The following is an 18,109-nucleotide window of genomic DNA, read 5'->3' on the forward strand; positions in this document are numbered from 1 at the left end:
AAACCTGTAAACCCCGGATTGCCGGCTATGAGTAAGTCACAACGCGGCGGAAACCGCCCCTCCAAAAGCAGCAGTGCTCACGGAACCCTTCTTCCAGGATCGGCAAACCCCGGGGCCAGCGACAAAACCCAATCAACGGTTGAGGCTGAACCGCAGGCGACGGCATCGCCTTCAACGGCGTCAGGGACCGACCGACCTGCCGTCTATGATACCCAGGCAGCTCCGCCGATCGCCCGCCAATCACCGCCACAGCCCGGGTCGCATGCTGCGCAGTCAGAATCAAGACCGTCAGCCGCCCCTCGAAAGTTGCCATCGCAGCAGGATCTGCGAGCCGTCACTGCCACGCAGGTACCACCCGCAAGCGGCGCCGGCGTCATCGGCAAAATGACGCGGGCCCATTCCAAATCTGTGTCGTTCCCGGATCTCGACAACATCACGGAACCGGAAGGCTTTGCCACAGCGCCGGACGATGACTCCAATGTCGAAAACAAGGCACAAAGCGAAGGCGGCGCCGAAGGGAAAACGGTTCAGCAGCGATCGCGTCGACGAGTGCCAGGCAAGAGTACCTGGAACCTGCGGATCAAGCAGCGTGGCGTGGCAGGACATATCTCCGGGATCATTAATGAGATCCCACTGGATCCCAGCAAAGCCACCGGGCTGCAGTCAGCACTCACGGTTGACAATTCGGCGGCAGAATACGACATCATCGATGAACTCGGCGCAGGCAACATGGGCATCGTTTATCGAGCTCGCCAGACGTCATTGAATCGTGAGCTGGCGATCAAGACGCTGAAGCCGGATTCGACCAACGCCGAATATGATCAGGCCATGTTCGTTTCGGAAGCCGTCGTCACGGCGAACCTCGTTCATCCGAACATTGTGCCCATCCATGACCTTGGCCGCACAGAAGACGGCAAGTTGTTTTATTCGATGAAACAGGTCAACGGCATTCCGTGGCAGAACACCATTCGGGAAAATTCGGCGGAAGCGAATCTTGAAATCTTCCTGAAAGTCTGCGACGCCGTAGCTTACGCTCATTCGCGAGGCGTCGTGAATCGCGATTTGAAGCCGGAGAATGTAATCGTCGGCAGCTATGGCGAAGTGATTGTGCTGGACTGGGGACTGGCCATCACCACGTCGGCCTTCGCAAAAAAAGACAGCGTGATTGTCGACTTCCGAGGCGGCGGGGGAACTCCGGCCTACATGGCTCCGGAGCTTCTTGATGAAGACGTCAGCCGAGTCGGGCCGCACAGCGACATCTATCTTCTTGGCGCGATTCTGTTCGAACTGCTTGAGGGGATTCAGCCACATTGCCTGCGGAAAATGTGGGACAGCGACGATCCGGAAGAACAGATGAACATCGTTCTATGGGCCGTCATGCAAAACGAAATCGAACCTGACGTGCAAAACGATGGTGAACTCATGCAGATCGCCCTCAAAGCCATGTCGACTCAGCCCGAAGATCGCTATGACACGGTGGAAGAGTTGCAGGAAGCGATTCGTGAATACCGCATCACGGGCCGCGCGGAAGAATTGATGCTGAAAGTCGAACAGAAAGGAACGTCAACTTACACCGAATACCAAAGTGCCGTCGCGCTGTACGAAGAAGCGTTGCGTAAGTGGCCCAGCAACCGACGAGCTCAGGATGGAAACAAAAAGGCTCGCCTGGCGTATGCCGAGCTGGCTCAAAAGAAAGGTGACATTGACCTCGGCCTGCAGGTTATCCCCAGCGACGAAGATCGCCGGTTTCAGACGGTGCGTAAAAAGCTGAAACGGACGAAGCGGACGCGTTCAATCATTAGAGCGACATGGAGCTTGTTGCTGGTCTCTGCGATCGGACTGTCTGCATTCCTGCTGCTCACGCAAGCGGAGCTGCGAAATGGGCGGACCGCATTGGCACAGCAGGAAATTGAGCTCGACCAAAAGACAAAACTTGCCGCAAAGAAAACTGCAGAAGCGAAAGCAGCCACGGAGGTTGCCACAGCGAAGACTGAGGAAGCAAACGAAGCAGAGGCAAGAATCTTAGCTGCGAAAGCGGATTTGGATAAGGCAATGCTTGCCCTGCAGGAAGCAAAGCAGACAAACCTGGACCTTGCGCATGAAATTGGCATAAAGAAAAAAGAACTTGATACAAAGACGAAAGAAGCGGAGACAGCTACCAAAGCCGCGGAAGACGCAAGGACCCAGCTTGAAGCAGAAACTCGCGCCGCTATCGCCGCCAAGGCTGAAGCCGAGGAAGCTAAAAAACTGACCATTATCGCGAGGTTCGATGGGCTCACCGAGCGAATCAACGCGATGATCAGTATTCGTGACTACGGCCGAGTATCTAAGTGGGCACTCGAAGCCGAAAAACTTGGCGAACGCCACGATTTCATTGGCGAAGAAAAAATCGAGGCCATCAAGAAACAGCGACTGCATGCAATTGAGGCAATGACCGGACATTCTGCAATACAGAGGCCTGGACATATTGAACACGCCATTATCAGCCGCAATGGCACAACGCTGGTGACCGACACTCGAGACGAAAACGCGCCTCGTGACGCCAAACTGATGGTATTTCGAGATCGCAAACTTGCAGACTTAGCACCTTCGCACGGCCTACCTCTCAAATTCACGGGCCGCAAAGTTCGGGACCTTTCGGTTTCCAGCAGCGGCGATGTCATTTGCGTTGTGGACGATCAAAGCATTCACGTCTGGCAATGGAACGGAACCAATTACCATGCCGTCAATGTCACACAACCGACCGAGATCAAGCAGAAAGGACTGAAACTAGAGCAGGGCCTGGTGAGTGACGATGGTCTGCACGTGTTTGTGATCGCACGGAATAGGTTTACACACGTACTTGCGTGGTCGCTGCAGGACAACTCGGGCCAACATCAAGCGACAGTACAACTTGAAATCGAAGATGATGACTTTAATGGTGTTCGGGATGCGGTCCTGCCACCGGACAAATCGGTGCTGATTGTCGCCCTGGGCGACGGCAGCTGCCGAGCCATCCCCCTGAAATGTGATGGTGCCAACGTGCAGATAGCTGGCCGAGTACCGGGCAACGTCATCGGCTCCGATTTCCCAGCTCTCAGTGGCCTTGACGATCTTGGGACACAGGATGAAGGCGGTCGAAACGGGCGGTTCCAGCCGCGAACCCTTTCGTTGTCACGCGACGGCTCAGAGCTCGTGTTGACTGAAGGCAATCGTTTCTTTGTCGTGCCGCAAAACAAAAATGCAAGGGCCGATGAGTTTCCTTATCGCAGTCCGAAACAACTGGCTGGTTTCGCCACGACCACATGCAATCACGATGGCATAATTCGCGCGATGGATGTCTCTAAGGATGGCCAGACCGTAATAACCGCCCAGGGAAAATTCATCCAGGTGTGGAAGAAACGCGGCAATGCATTCACACTTGCTGAAATCCCTGGCTTGCTCATCGAGAAGTATGTCGCCGGCCATAGCCATTCCATCAGCACACTTGCGTTCGAAGGGACGTCGTCAAATTACATTCTGTCCGTAGGTCAGGACAATGTTGTGCGACGCTGGAATCTGGACGAGTATGAAAATTACGTCGCCGGCTTCGAACAGATGATGGACGAACTGGAAGCGCTTGCTGACCCAGACCTAAGCGTGTCGCGATCGGCACCAGGCGTACGAGTGCCGCACGAAAACCGCAAGCCAAGTCGCTATATCCTGACGTCCGGTCCGCAGCCGCCGAATCAACTGCTGGCGAGTCAGCAGCCACCTCAAATTAGACCGCCGTCAAACGCCAAGCGGTTTCGTCAGGCACGTCACGTGTATTCTGCTGAATTCAGCAACGATGATTCTCGACTAGTCGTCGGAGCCGACGACTTGGCAGCCCATTCGTTTAACAGCGTAACGGCCGAGCAAACGTTGAGTGCTCACATGCTGCTGCCGCGTGACCCGTTTTTCGCGCCGGAACGCAACAACTTCCTGGAAGGTCACGTTCCGGAAATTGTGTCGATGACATTTCTACCGCCCGATGGCAAACAGCTGCTGACGCTGGACTACTTCGGATCGATCAGTGTCTGGGATGCCTTCGATGATGAAAATGGCATCGGTTACGAACTATCGCGACCGCTGCCCAGTGAGCCGGTCAACCAGGCGGCACCTGGGCAACCGTATGAAGTCGAAGATTCGTATTGCGACGTCGCCGTGTCTCCCGACGGCAAGTATGTGATTGCTGGCGGAGTGCGCAACGACGGCAACACAAATATGCGGGAATCAAAAGACGAATACTTCGCGGCACTGTGGAAGGTCGACGACTTCATGAAATCGGCCACACCTGGGCCGTATCGGGAACTACGCGATGTTCATGACTGGCGCATCACGGCCGCCGCATTTTCACCGGATGGCACGAAAGTCATCACTGCCGGGCGACGAGGCAGGTTCGCATTGTGGGATTTTGAGAACAACAAAGTGTTGGCCATGGCTGAGGGCGGGCATGGTTCGGACGGCGTGTCAGGAGTGTTCTTCGTTTCGGACGACACCATGATTTCTGCCGGATTCGATGGGAATGTCTTCCGCTGGTCGATCGACGGCGACAAGCTGATCCCAACCGCAATCCAGCGAGACACAAACCAATCGGCCGTGCCGGACTACATCATTCGCATGCGTCCCTCACCCGACCGCAGCCAATTCATCACGTCTGATCTGACCAAGGATCCCAAAACCGGCGTCTATCTACTGAAACTCAACTCCTGGTCTTCGCAGGATGGCTGGCAGGCGACCCTGCCAGTTGATATCGAAGCTCCGTTAAATGACCTGGGGAGCCCCTACCGACACGACATTTCCTGGGCAGACGACAGTAAGCAGGTATTGTTTGTCCATGACAAGAAGCTGCTGATACTGGACAGCGACGGATGGAAAGTCCAAGAAGGTCTGCAGTTGCCTGCCACCGAATCCGCCATCCGCGGTGCCTTTGCCCCGCTTGTGGAGAACGAACTGCGAATTGCCACCTTTGATGGCCGGTTCGCGAGTTTATGGAACGTGATGAATGGGGACTTAATCACGCGGTTTCGTTCACACCTGTCCAGCGTGCGAGCCGGCTTTTCGTCCGACAGGCGTTTTGTTGTGACAGCCAGCGATTCGATTCGAGTTTTCAATTCTGACGAGTCGAGCCCCGATCATGGACGGCCGCTACTTCGGCTCTCACAGGATGCCACAGGACACACGCTGCCTGCTGACGCCGCTTTCAGCCCGATTGACGGCGACTATCGCTTTGCCAGTATCGACGCGGCTGGCACGATTAGCTTGTGGGACTGGGGGCCGGGAATGCAGCCGCCCAAAACGCCCGTGTTTAAGATCAGGCCTGATGATATTGATGCCGACGCCGCTCGCACCCTGGCGAATTCGCTTTGCTGGAGCGACGACGGGCAACTGTTAGCGTCGACGCATTCCGGAAAAGTGCGACTCTGGAAAGTGCAGGGCGACACCCTTCAGCCGGTTCCATTAGCGCTGCCGGAAAAATTGTATCCGGAAGATCTCACGATCGATGATATTGATTTTTCCTCCAACGGCCAGTTGCTGGTGGCGGGCGGCGTGTATGACCGAAACGCTTATGGCCTGATCTGGAAAATCGCAAATGGAGCGGCGTCGCCCGTGGCTGAAATTGATGCGGAGGACCGCCACGAAGGCATTCGCGGCATCACGGCTATTGTTATCAACGACGTGACCAACGAAGTGGTTTCCGGTGGTGCCGATTCTCGGCTTCAACGTTGGCAGATCGGTGGTACCGATAATGACGAGCTAACCGTATTGCCTTGGATTGGGGAACGTGAAGGCCGCGGCCCGAACAGCGAGGACAGGTTCACCAATCCTCACAGCAGCGCAATTACCTCGCTGGATACAGCCGCCGACGGACGGTTTGTATCAACCGACGAAGACGGCTGGATCGTCATTTGGCCGTCACAGCGGTGATCAATCGCTAAACTTCCCGACAACTGCAGATTCGCCAGCGTTTCGCTGTTCCGACGCAAATCACGTTTGCTGCAGAAGTGTGCGTTTCGTCGACGAAGATCTGAGAGACGGCGATTGCTGCCGATTTCCGGTTTGTAGAAAACCTAACTATCCCGCCCGCTTTTCGGCAGGTCAGATCCTTTCTCTCAGGAACAGTTCAATGATGTCCAGACACCTTCAGGCTGCCGCAATCCTGGCCATGATTGCAACCGGTCCACATTCAATCGCCGATGAGTTCGGTCATGTGGCTCCCGGCACGGTGATTAGCTCAGGTACGGTCATTGACCACGGCACTGTGATTAATTACGGCGGATGCGGCAGTACTGCCTGTGGGACAGTGGGTTGCGGTACGGTCAGCTGTGGCCCGTGTGCTGGCGGCGGCTGTCAAACAGGCTGCTCGACATGTGGCGGATTCGACGGCTGTTCGATGTGTGGATTTGGTGACGGCTTCGGTGGCGAAGGGATTGACATCGACAGTCTGACAATCGAATCACAGTCGAAGAAGCTGTACGAGTCCCTGCAGGCACAGCTTATTTTCATCATGCCTGAAGATGCAGACCTGTACCTTTCGAATCAGCGAATGATGACTTTGGGCGCGAAGCGAACTTTTAACATACCCGTTAACGACCAGAAGCGAGTCTACAAATACGAAATCAAAGTCGACGTCGTTCGTGGCGGCAAGAAATACTACAAGAAGCAAAAGATCGAAACCCTGCGAGCTGGGGCGATTCTGGAAATCGCTGTTGTGGCTCCAAAGATCGAAGAAGGTGAAGATCCGGTCATCGTCCTCGCCGCCGCCGTCAAGGCTCCCGGCGGACCACCGGCCGATGAGGAAGGTGACAAGGACAAAGCAGACGAACCAGCCGCTGACGACGAAAGTCCTGTAGCCGCTCGATAGTCGAACGATGCGGCGCCAGTTGGCGGGCGACGACTTCCGCCGCGTTCACGTGACAGTCTCAAGTTTGTGGTTGAGTTGCCAATGCTCGACTCAAGGGTTTTCGATAGCGAACTGTCGGCCAATTCCCTTTTGAGGCTGGCCGGTTACCCTGAAAACGCTGTGGCATGCCGATTGCGATTCGAAACTGAATCGGTCGGCTTCGCACGGGACAGTCGGCACGCTCCGTTCCAACCCGGTTGTGCTGAACCAGACACATTGCTGCGGTGTGAAAATCAGCTCGATCACTTCAGGAGTAGCTCTTCCTTCGCGCCCGCGCGGACCTGTAGTTGTGACATGGCTAACGCCTACTCACTGCGAATAGTCTCTCCACGCAAGACGAGAGCCCGACAACGACCTGCCACCCTTCATTGACATTGGCCGGGTATTGGGTGCCGGACCTGAAGATCGTCGCTGGATGCGGTTAGACTTGAAGACTTACGGCCGCTGGAACCGCACGCGGGCACGTCGCCTTAGCGGCCCGGATCAACTCCGCGTGGAATCGCGGCGTGCCGTTTAAACAAGCGGGCGGCCACTTGAGCAGTTTACTTTTTGTTGTGGACGATTTGGGCTCGTGGCAAACAGCATTGATAGTACGAAACGCTTGTTCCGCGGCCACAAGTCAGCGTAACACGCTGTACCACTTGGCAGAAGCCATTGCGAAGCTGCTGAACGCTCGCGAAGACACAGTCCCGCTGCCGCTGCAAGGACCGTCACCGCCGGATCAATCGCCCCCATCAGCTGGCAGAGCGACAGGTTCGTGAGCCTTCCCGGCAAGATTGCCGACTACGACCTTCAGCTATAACGCCCAACCAGATTGCGGGGCAGCCGGCGTGAATCGCCTGCGTTTATCAGGTGGCCTACGAATAAATTGGATTTCAATTCATCGGTGCGACGTCGCATTGTGGAACAGAACTTCGTAGCCTTTAGACTCCTCAACCTGCAAGAGAAACTCCAACATTCCCGTCCGCCGCTGAAAGCACAGCTTCGATGAAAACTAACTTCTGTACTTTATTGGCTCTTATCATTGGCGTTCTAACCTCACACCGTTGTTCGGCAGAAACGCCCAACATCGTTGTCATCATGGCCGACGATTTGGGATACGGTGATGTGTCCTGTTATGGAGCGACCGAGCTGCAGACACCGCACATTGATCAGTTGGCAAAAGAAGGGGTGCGGTTCACAAATGGCTATTGTTCGGCGTCAACCTGCACGCCAACTCGCTACTCACTGCTGACGGGAACTTATGCCTTTCGCGGTGAACGAACGGGAATTGCGCCGCCGAATTCTCCGGCGATCATTCAGCCCGGAACAGAAACGGTGGCGTCGTTGTTGAAGAAGGCGGGCTATGCCACGGGCGTAGTTGGAAAGTGGCACTTGGGACTCGGCGGTCCCGGCGGGCCGGACTGGAATGGTGACCTGAAGCCCGGGCCGCTGGAGATCGGCTTTGACACTTGCTTTCTATTGCCGACGACAAACGACCGAGTGCCTCAGGTCTATGTTCACGACCATCGCGTGCCGAACCTCGACCCAGCCGATCCGTTGTGGGTAGGGCAGAAGAAGCCGAGTCCCGATCATCCCACCGGGAAAACTCATCGCGACACGCTCAAGATGGATTGGTCGCACGGACACAATTCCACCATTCACAATGGCATCAGCCGAATCGGGTTCTACACGGGCGGCCATGCGGCACGTTTTCGAGACGAAGATCTGGCGGATAAGTGGGTCGAAAAATCCAATGAGTTCATGGAAGCTCACAAGGATGAACCGTTCTTTCTGTTCTTCAGCAGCCACGACATTCACGTACCGCGCATGCCACATGAACGTTTCCAGGGCAAAACGAAACTCGGCTTTCGAGGTGACGCGATCGTGGAACTGGATTGGTGCGTGGGTGAGGTCATGAAGACACTCGACCGACTGAGCCTCGCCGAAAAGACGTTGGTCGTATTCTGTTCAGACAATGGCCCCGTACTGGACGATGGCTACAAGGATGGAGCGATCGAAAAGAATGGTAGCCACCGAGCAGCCGGGCCGTTTTCCGGCGGCAAGTACAGCGTGTACGAGGGTGGAACCCGCACACCGTTTGTTACTCGCTGGATAGGGCGTATCAAACCGGGAGTCAGCGACGAAATGGTGTGTACCATTGACCTCGCAGCCAGTCTTGCTGCACTGACCAAACAACCATTGCCGAACGACGCGTGCCTGGACAGTTTCGATGTGTCAGGTGCATTGCTGGGTCAAGCATCGGCGAAAGGTCGCGATCACCTTGTCCAACAGGACAACGGAAGCCGTGGCACGTTCGGTCTGCGATCAGGCAAGTGGAAGCTGCACCGCTATCAGAATAAGACAGCTCGCAATGTTCGTGTCGAGCAGGAACTGGCGAACACCAAAGTACCGATGCACCAGCTGTTTGACCTGTCGGAAGATGAGGCTGAAAAGCAAAACGTGCTGGACGAACATCCGCAAGTGGCGGCCAGGCTACAAAAGCAACTGGACGCGATTATTGAGAACGGTCGCAGCCGGGACTGAGCAACTCCCGGTCAGCGGCTTCACACTTTCGGTTGTCGCCAGCTTCGACCGGTGTTGGACAGCAGTCGATCTGCTGCGGCCGGGCCCCAGGTTCCGGAGGGGTAAAATTCCAGGCCGGAACCGGTCGTTTCCCAGTGCTGCAGGACGGGTTCGACAAACTTCCATGCGGCCAACAGTTCGTCGCTGCGAGTAAACAACGTCGAATCTCCGCGGATAACATCCAGCAACAGGCGTTCGTAGGCTTCCGGCAGTTGTTCGGAAAAATGATCTTCGTAATCGAACTCCATCGCGACGGGCTGCACATGATACTGCATGCCGGGCCGCTTAGTTGAGAACCTAAGAAAAATAGACTCCTGTGGCTGGATCCGGAGAACGAGTTCGTTTGGGCGAGCTTCCACGATGTCGCATAGGTTTCCGTCGCATTCGACCGTGCTGAACAGGTTCAACGGCGGGTGCTTAAACTGGAAGGCGATCTCTGTGACTCGTTGAGGCAACCGCTTCCCGGTTCGCAGATAGAAAGGAACTCCGGCCCACCGCCAGTTGTCAATTTCCACATGCATGCCGACATACGTTTCGCGATTCGACCCCGAGGGAACTCGTTCTTCTTCGCGATACGCCAACGCCGGTTGCTTATCGACAAGGCCGTCCGAATATTGACCTCGAATCGCCCATGACTTGAGTGAACCGTCGGACCCCGGCCGCAGAGCCTGAAGTACTTTCATTTTTTCGTCGCGGATTTCGCGAGCCTGAAACAGCGCGGGAGGGTCCATCGCGACCAGGCACAGCAGCTGCAACACATGGTTCTGCAGCACATCGCGCAAGGCGCCTGATGTGTCATAGTAGGCGCCTCGACCGCCTTCCATACCGATCGATTCCGCCACCGTGATCTGGACGTTGTCGACATGGTTGCGGTTTAGCAGCGGTTCGAAAAATGTGTTCCCGAAACGGAACAGCAATATGTTCTGCACCGTTTCCTTACCCAGATAGTGATCGATTCGGTAGATCTGTTCTTCGTGCAGAAAATTACGCAGCTGCTCATTCAACACTTCTGCGGATTTCAGATCGTGCCCGAATGGCTTCTCCACGACAACTCGCAAACGGTCGCGATGCTTGCGGAGTTCCGGAATCATGCCGGCCGAATTCAGGCCTCGCACAGCATCGTCAAACAGAGCTGGAGCGGTCGCGAGGTAGACGACTCGCGGCGAATCCGCTTTCGTCCCCAACTGCTGTTCCAGTGCCTTTGCCGATTCATGTAAGGACGCGTAATCGGCTTCTGTACTGATGTCGACCTTGCGATAGAACAGTTGCTTCGCGAACGTGTCCCATGCGGCTGCGGTATCTTTGTCATCGTTGCCCTTGAGCGCAGATTCACGCAGTTCGTTGCGGAACTGTTCGTCAGTTTTATCTCGTCGAGCCACCCCAATCACCGGACTGCGTTCGTTGAGAAAACCCTTCTGCGAAAGCTTAAACAACGCGGGAATCAGCTTTCTCGCCGTCAGGTCTCCGGACGCACCGAAAATCAGAATCGTGTTGTCACCTGTCGATAAAAATGCTTCAGCCATTCGTCTTCCTCGGAATTTGGTATGATCCCTGATGTGTCTGAGCGGGAAGGCTATCGGCTTGCCAACGTCGTTGCTACCGGACTTAAAACGTAGTTAGAGGTTTTAGACCGAAGAAGCGGGAATCTATGAAGATCGGAATCATGGCGGACATCCACGACAACGTGGACAACCTGCGTCACGCCATCGGCCTGTTTAACGCTCTTAACTGCAGGCTGATTCTGCTGGCTGGTGATCTGGTGTCGCCACTGGTGGTGCCTTCCATGCGAAAGCTGACAGGCCGTGTCATCGCCTGTTTCGGCGACAACGACGGTAACAAGCCCGGCATCATCGGCGGCATGAAAATTGTTGGAACGCTGGGCCACGGGCCGATGTGCCACCAGACCAGCGACGGCCTGAAGATCGTGATGGCTCACCAGTTGAACGAACTACGCGACTGCCTGGGCGATGCCGACGTCGCCGTGTTCGCTCACACGCATCGCCCCAGCATTGTGGAAGACAAGCATGGGCGAGTCTTCATCAATCCAGGTGAAGTAGGCGGCTGGATGTTTCGTAAGCCGAGTGTCGTCGTGCTGGATTCGCAGACTCGAAAGGCAGAACTGCATCACCTGCCCGAAATGCCGCCGGGCGTTTTCATTCCGGAACCAGGGTAAGACGCTACGTCAGGATCAGCGGCCCGTCCGAACAGAATTCCTTCTTGCCGAAGGATTCGACGTGATGGCCAAAGCCGTGAGCGATCGACATCAGCATGCGGTTGTGAGGCACCTTCGGAAACTGCAGCGAGCGGCCCATCTTGTAGTCCAGTCCTCCGCCGACCATCACGAATGGAATATTGTCCAGTGTGTGGTTGTTGCCCTGACCAAGTTCGTTGCCCCACAAGATCAGAGTGTTGTCCAGCAGTGAACCGTTGCCGCCGGGTTCCGGCGTTTCCGCCAAACGCTTCGTCAGATACGCAAGCTGCTCGCAGTACCACGTGTTGATCTTCGTCAGCTTGTCGTGAGCTTCCTTGTTGCTGTCTGGTTCGTGAGACAGCGTGTGGTGAGCTTCGTCGATGCCCAGCCATGTCATCTTCGGCTGCCCTACGCTGTTTGTGATCTGGTAAGTCGCTACACGCGCGAAGTCATTGGCAAAGCTGTTCACCAGCAGGTCCGTCTGCATTTTGGCGATCTGCGGAATATTGTCGTTCTCTTCTTTCACGCCTGGTTCCAGTTCCGGAACCGCATGATTCAGTTCTCTGTCGTCGCCCGACTTCAGTTGCTGTTCCATCGAACGCACAAACTGAGTGTGTTCTTCCAGCAGCTGACGGTCTTCTTTTCCGATCACTTTGCTCAGCCGCTGCAGGTCTTCCTGCACGTCGTCCAGAATGCTGGTCAGATGCTTGCGGTCCTTCATCTGGCCGTACAGTTTTTTGAACATCTGGTATGGGTCGTCAATCGGAGCGATTGGCTTGTTCGGCCCTGCGTAGCTCATGCGAGTCCACGTGTCGGCTCGATCCGGCACCATTACGCCAAATTCCAGTGAACCGAACCGCGTGCGAGTTTCTTCTTTCGACTGCAGAAAATTGCGCAGCTCCTGGTCGATCGAAATTCCACTGGCCCAGCCGGCGGGGGTGTCAGAACCGCCTTGAATGTTCCCGGGATACAGTTCGATGCCAGTCAGCATGCAGCCCATGCCGCGCATGTGGCGGTCGCCATCGCCCTGAAGTTTGTCGCAGACGCCCTTCATCACCAGCATGCGGTCTTTGTATTCCGCCATCGGCTGGAGAATCGGCTTGAGATCGAAGTCGTCGCCGCTGCCTTCTTTGTCCGGCCAGAAGTCCCACGGAACGGTTCCGTTGGGGCTGAACATCACAACCAGTCGCTGCTTGCGAGCTGCCGCAGACGCCGGCGCGGCAAAGCTGCTGAGGTTGCTGATGAACGGCAAGGTAGCGGAGGCGAGACCAAGCTGTTTCAGAAATTCTCGTCGGTTGTTCATGATGGTGACTTCATGTGAAGGTGGAAAGTCGTTTGGATCAATGCACTGCAGGCCATTTGCTGCAGATTTGGCTGTCGCGAATTCGAATTTAACGAACAGCCCTAACGAACAGCCCTGATGACTTGTTTTACCGTTTTGCAGCTAACCGTCCGTCGCCCCGGAATTTGTCGGTGGCTGCGAATAGCCTGCCGACCTTACAGCAATTTCGACCATTAACTTTTTCATGTCGAATTCGTGTTCTGCGAAATAGTTGGCCAGTTGGTCAATTGTATCCGGGCCATAGGCCAGTATCGGCTGTTGGACCATGTGGTGGAACAGTTGACGGGCAAAAGAACGGTGAGTTTCGTGACTTTTGACCAGGAATTCAGCTAATTCCGTCGCCCCAACAAATTCCACGCTTTCTCCTGACCTCGGCCGATATCCGCCCGACGCATCGATCGGTTTTCCTTTTTCTTCTTCTCGAAAACGTCCGACGGCGTCAAACTGTTCGAGCGGAAAGCCGAGTGCGTTGATCATTTTGTGACAATTAAAGCACATTGTCGGGCTGGTCTGCCGACTGGTCCTTTCCCGAGTCGTCAGGTCCGGCTCCAAATCCGGCGGGACCGGCGCGACCGAATCCGGCGGCGGCTTGAGGGCTCGCCCCAAAATCCCGCGTGATAAAAACACGCCTCGGTGAATCGGCGAACTGGCATTGTGATACGCCAAACCGCTTAACATAAACGGGTGCGACGTGATGCCGGACCTGTGATTCGGTTCGAAGGCCACCTTTTGAAAACCGTCTTCCGGCGGCTTTGGCGCCTTGTAGAATTCGGCCATCCGTTCGTTCATCCACGTGTCTTTTGTGGTAAGCAGAATGCGGAAGCCGTCGTCAGAATCGGCCGCTTCTTCCAGTAACAGCTCCAGCGACGTCCTCATGTCGGACACCAGTTCCGGTGTAAAGTCCGGATACAGTTCTGAATCCTTGCCGACTTCTTCCAGCCGTTCAAGATTCATCCACACGCGCAGAAATTCCTGCAGCCGTACCTTGCCCCGGTAGGAACTCAACAACCGCCACGCCTGGTCTCGCAACCCCTTGTCGTCTTTGATCCAGCCTTTGCTCGCGGCCTGCAACAGGTTGCTATCGGGAATAGAATCCATCAGCGCAAACGACAGTCGTGACGCCTGTGTAAACAAATCCTGCTCGCCGGTAACTTCGCGATACAGGAAGCGAGGCGATTTCAGAATCGCCAGCAGCGAACGACGCACTGCATCGTCCGTGTGTTTTGCAGATTCGAATTGAGCTGCCACGTAAGTCTGCTTTTCAGCGTCGGAAACCGGTCGACGGAAGGCTCGGTAAGCGAACGTTTCGCAGAATTCACGCAGCTTCTTCGTGCGGTCCTCGTCACTGTCATCCTTCTTCAGTTTGGCCATCGATGGCAGCAGCGTGAAAAACCTGTCGACGGCTTCAATCGCCGCGAAGGTTGTGGCTTCGTCCCATTCCTGTGACACCGACGTGCCTCGAATGTAGCCGTCGCTGCGATCGTCCGGTGGAAACGAAGCTTCCACAACAACCACTTCCGGCGTAGTTTGAGGCGACAGATGCCGCGCGGGAATTGGTTGGTCGACACCGTGAGGCGGTTTCCACCACAGGCCGACGGATGCTGTTTTTTCCTTGAAGGTAAACCATTCCAGTTTCAGCGGATACAACCGGCCCGCCAACAGAAAGCGTGAGCCGCGATATTCCGTGTCGTAACCAGACTTGACCCACGCATCAATCAGAGGCGTGTCTTTACCGTTGACGTACAGTCGAGCTCCGTTTTCGGTTTTCACAACAAAGTCATACCAACCAGTTTCGTCAACAAGCAGCGAACCTTCCCAGTGAATCGAAAACTCTTCGTTCTTCGGAATCTTCTCCTTGTCCGGCGTCGCTTCTCCAAACTGAAAGTCGATGACCGGATCAATCCGCTCGAACGCTTTGTCTTTGTGACGGAAATGACGTGAAGTGTAATATCGAGCCGCCAGGCCCTGTTTATCATCAGGCTGGTTGAACCACGCAAAGCTCTCGCCCAGATCCGCGATTGCGTTGCGGTATTGCGATACCGTCAGGCGGCTGAGTTTCCGGCGAGGCGGGTTGATGCGTGCCTGAGCTTCCGGTGAATAGAACGCTTGCTGCATCCATTCAGCCACGGCTTTGGCATCGTCACCGGTACACAATTCCGGTTCGCCTTCCGGCATGGCCTTGTCGATGTATTCGGCAAGATCGATCGTGGGCTGATCGCCAAACAGGGCTTCCGGGTAGGTGTCTGAAGTCCCTTCGCCCTTCGCGCCATGGCAGCTGGCGCATTGGTCCGCAAAGACCTTCGCGCCACGCTGTTGAGTGGCGTCGTCAGACACCACCTGTGTGCAGAACGGGGGCGCTAACAGCAGCAGAATGCCGAGGATTTTGCAAAAAGGTACGCGCATGAAAATTCGTTGTATGGGTGCGGAAGGTGGGTGAAATTGGGCCGCAGGAAGGAAGTGTATTGTACCACGTGGATTTTCCGTTCCAACGAGCAACTGTGTTGTATCGCGAAGGATGCCGGGTTTTGAAGATCTGGCAAAAAGTCGCCTTCTGAGTTACCCTCATGTTGTGTCGCGTCTTTCGCAATGTGCCGTTTTTGGGAATTTGAGCCGTGGTAACGCAACTTACGACTTCGCGTTTAAGACTGCTGCTTAGCGGCTTGCTGTGCCTCGCGATCAGCTCAAAAGCGTCCGCGTTTCAGCCAGGAGTCGCGAAACCGGTTTCAGACGTCGAACTGCGGGAACGCATCGTTCGAGCCATGAGAGACGGCTGCGCCTACCTGAAAGCTCGGCAGAAGCCGAATGGATCATGGACCGCCGGTCCGGGTGCTCGCTGGGGCGACACGCCGGTCGGAAACACGTCTGTCGCGATTCTGGCGTTGATCAACAACGACTTCCCCGTCGATTCCGAACCAATCCGCCGCGGACTGTCCTACCTGCGTTCGCTGCCTCCCGATCAACCCGGCGACCGGTATGCCGTCTACGAAGCGTCGCTAATGATCATGGCCCTGTGCGCCGTCGACGACATGCGGATGGATCGCGACCGCATCACGCGGCTGGTGCGAGCGATGGAGGCGACTCAAAGCACAGACCAACACAGCAGCGGAATGTGGGGCTACAAGCTGGTTGGCCGCGGCATCGATCGACCGGGGTCCAACAGCGAAGACAACAGTAATAGCCAGTACGCAATCCTGGCTCTGCGAGATGCAGCCTATGTGGGAATTGAAATCGATCAGGACATTTGGAAGCGAGCTCACGAGCACTGGCTGAATGCTCAACTGCCCAATGGCGCGTGGGCCTACAGAAACGATCAGAAAGAAGCACGCGGCAGTATGACGGCCGCCGGACTTTCCACGCTGGCCATCACCAGCCGCATGCTGCAGGAAGACAACGATGTCGATCCGGACGGCAAACCCGACTGCTGCGTACCTCACCCCCCCGCCGAAGCCTTCGAAAAGGGACGTCGCTGGCTGGGGCAGAACAATGTGTTTTCGGTGAACGCAAATCCCGGCAACCCAAACTGGCACTACTACTATTTGTACGGCCTTGAGCGAGCCGGTCGACTCGGCAACGTGCGATTCTTCGGCAAGTACGACTGGTACCGCGCGGGAGCTCGCTATTTGGTGACCGCTCAAAAAGGTGACGGAAGCTGGAACGATCGATCAACGCCTGACCCAACGCTCAGCACCGCCTTCGCGCTGCTTTTTTTGTCGAAGGGGCTGTCGCGAGTTGTTGTGAACAAACTGGACTACATTTCAGAAGGCGACAAAGAAGAAGTCGAAGGCGACTGGAACAGACACCCGCTGGACGTGCCCAACCTGATCGAAAAAGTCGACGGACTGGAAGGCTGGCCGCCACGTTTAACCAGTCAGGTGCTCGCCCTGAAACGCCTGAACGAAGACAACGCGGTGTCCGACATGAATCAGGCGCCCGTGCTGTACATCAGCGGCAAAGACGCCCTTCAACTGACCGATCAACATGTGAAATGGATTCGCGAATACATTGATGAAGGTGGCTTTGTGTTCGCCGTCGCCAATTGCCAGGGAGGCAGCTTTGACACCGGTTTTCGTCAGCTAGTGGAACGCATGTTTCCGGACGGCGATGCTTCGCTACAGCGGCTTCAAAGTGACCATCCCGTGTACCGCAGCGAGTATGCGTTTCCGAATGCGGAAGCCGTCGAACTGTACGGCGTCGATTTCGGCTGCCGTACGGCCATCATCTATTCGCCGGAAGATCTCGGCTGCTTGTGGCAGAAATGGATGAAGTACGATCCACCCGGTCGAAATCCTGGCCTGCCGCCACGAATCGAACGAGCCACCCGAATCGGCATCAATGTGCTGGCCTATGCCACCGGTCGTGAACCTCCCGTCAAGCTGAATGAAGATCGCAAATCGGGCAAAGGCCGTAAGTCGCAGATTGAACGCGGGCTGACAGAAATCGCTCAACTGCGACACAGCGGAGGCTGGGACACGGCTCCCAAGGCTTTAGGAAACCTGCTGGAAGCCCTCAGTGAAACGGTCGGCATGGGCGTGTCTCCTCAGCGCCGGACGATCCCCATCACGCTGGACGAACTGCGCCGGTTTCCGCTGGTCTACATGCACGGCCGATACGGCTTTCGACTGTCGCAACAGGAACGCGACGCGCTACGAGACTACCTCAGTCGCGGCCCAGTGCTGATTGCCGACGCCTGCTGCGGCGCGCCACGTTTTGACCGCAGTTTTCGCGATTTGATGAGTCAGATCTTCCCCGAACATCCGCTGCAACCGATCCCTGTCGACCACGAATTGTATTCGGATGCAATTGGTCACCAAATCGATCAGGTGAAGCTGCGCAAGCTGGTCCCAGCCGGTGTCGGCGAATCACTCGAATCTCGCACGGAGACCACGCCGCCAATTCTGGAAGGGATCGAGATCGACGGCCGCTACGTCGTCATTTACAGCCGCTACGACATTAGCTGTGCTCTGGAAAACCAGGCATCGCTCGCCTGCGACGGCTACGTTGAAAAAGACGCGATGCGACTGGCCGTAAATATCGTCCTGTACGCAATGCTGCAGGACGTTAGCTGGAAAGCCGTGCTGGAAGGATCACCTTCGCCCACGCCATAAAA

At 55.8% G+C, this 18,109-nt stretch carries 8 protein-coding genes; 5 read left to right on the forward strand and 3 right to left on the reverse strand.

The genetic code is table 11. The features are described from left to right. Window positions 1-27: 27 nt before the first annotated feature. From Fuma_RS18860 to Fuma_RS18880, 3 genes are all read left to right on the forward strand, one after another. On the forward strand, window positions 28-5,928 hold the full coding sequence (locus Fuma_RS18860; protein WP_077025493.1) for a protein kinase domain-containing protein: 5,901 nt from the start codon (window positions 28-30) through the stop codon (window positions 5,926-5,928). Window positions 5,929-6,127: 199 nt separating this feature from the next. Beyond that, window positions 6,128-6,865 (forward strand): heterocycloanthracin/sonorensin family bacteriocin, encoded by a 738-nt coding sequence (locus Fuma_RS18865; protein ID WP_145944251.1) that lies wholly within the window; start codon window positions 6,128-6,130, stop codon window positions 6,863-6,865. A gap of 1,026 nt (window positions 6,866-7,891) precedes the next feature. Next, window positions 7,892-9,430: a sulfatase family protein gene (locus Fuma_RS18880; RefSeq protein ID WP_077025497.1), complete on the forward strand. Its 1,539-nt coding sequence runs from the start codon at window positions 7,892-7,894 to the stop codon at window positions 9,428-9,430. A 20-nt stretch (window positions 9,431-9,450) separates the two neighbouring features. Here Fuma_RS18880 and zwf read toward each other — a convergent pair whose 3' ends face one another. Then, the gene (gene zwf, locus Fuma_RS18885; protein ID WP_077025498.1) at window positions 9,451-10,992 is read right to left on the reverse strand and encodes a glucose-6-phosphate dehydrogenase; all 1,542 of its coding nucleotides are present in this window, start codon (window positions 10,990-10,992) and stop codon (window positions 9,451-9,453) included. A gap of 125 nt (window positions 10,993-11,117) precedes the next feature. Here zwf and Fuma_RS18890 point away from each other — a divergent pair, with 125 nt between their 5' ends. After that, a complete protein-coding gene (locus Fuma_RS18890) occupies window positions 11,118-11,642 on the forward strand; it encodes a YfcE family phosphodiesterase (RefSeq protein WP_077025499.1) in 525 nt (174 codons plus the stop codon). A gap of 4 nt (window positions 11,643-11,646) precedes the next feature. Here Fuma_RS18890 and Fuma_RS18895 read toward each other — a convergent pair whose 3' ends face one another. Next, window positions 11,647-12,963, reverse strand: coding sequence for a DUF1552 domain-containing protein (locus Fuma_RS18895; RefSeq protein WP_077025500.1), 1,317 nt, complete (start codon window positions 12,961-12,963; stop codon window positions 11,647-11,649). 141 nt (window positions 12,964-13,104) lie between these two features. Continuing rightward, window positions 13,105-15,405, reverse strand: coding sequence for a DUF1592 domain-containing protein (locus Fuma_RS18900; protein WP_077025501.1), 2,301 nt, complete (start codon window positions 15,403-15,405; stop codon window positions 13,105-13,107). 209 nt (window positions 15,406-15,614) lie between these two features. On the opposite strand from Fuma_RS18900, the gene Fuma_RS18905 reads away from it, so the two are divergent. Beyond that, window positions 15,615-18,107 (forward strand): DUF4159 domain-containing protein, encoded by a 2,493-nt coding sequence (locus Fuma_RS18905; protein WP_083732152.1) that lies wholly within the window; start codon window positions 15,615-15,617, stop codon window positions 18,105-18,107. Window positions 18,108-18,109: the final 2 nt, after the last annotated feature.

The organism is Fuerstiella marisgermanici, assembly GCF_001983935.1.
GTDB lineage: Bacteria > Planctomycetota > Planctomycetia > Planctomycetales > Planctomycetaceae > Fuerstiella > Fuerstiella marisgermanici.

Bases quoted from the DNA above. Each gene is read 5' to 3' on its own strand.
- Fuma_RS18860 (WP_077025493.1), top strand. From the start codon at position 28: ATGAGTAAGTCACAACGCGGCGGAAACCGCCCCTCCAAAAGCAGCAGT.
- Fuma_RS18865 (WP_145944251.1), top strand. From the start codon at position 6,128: ATGATGTCCAGACACCTTCAGGCTGCCGCAATCCTGGCCATGATTGCA.
- Fuma_RS18880 (WP_077025497.1), top strand. From the start codon at position 7,892: ATGAAAACTAACTTCTGTACTTTATTGGCTCTTATCATTGGCGTTCTA.
- zwf (WP_077025498.1), bottom strand. From the start codon at position 10,992: ATGGCTGAAGCATTTTTATCGACAGGTGACAACACGATTCTGATTTTC.
- Fuma_RS18890 (WP_077025499.1), top strand. From the start codon at position 11,118: ATGAAGATCGGAATCATGGCGGACATCCACGACAACGTGGACAACCTG.
- Fuma_RS18895 (WP_077025500.1), bottom strand. From the start codon at position 12,963: ATGAACAACCGACGAGAATTTCTGAAACAGCTTGGTCTCGCCTCCGCT.
- Fuma_RS18900 (WP_077025501.1), bottom strand. From the start codon at position 15,405: ATGCGCGTACCTTTTTGCAAAATCCTCGGCATTCTGCTGCTGTTAGCG.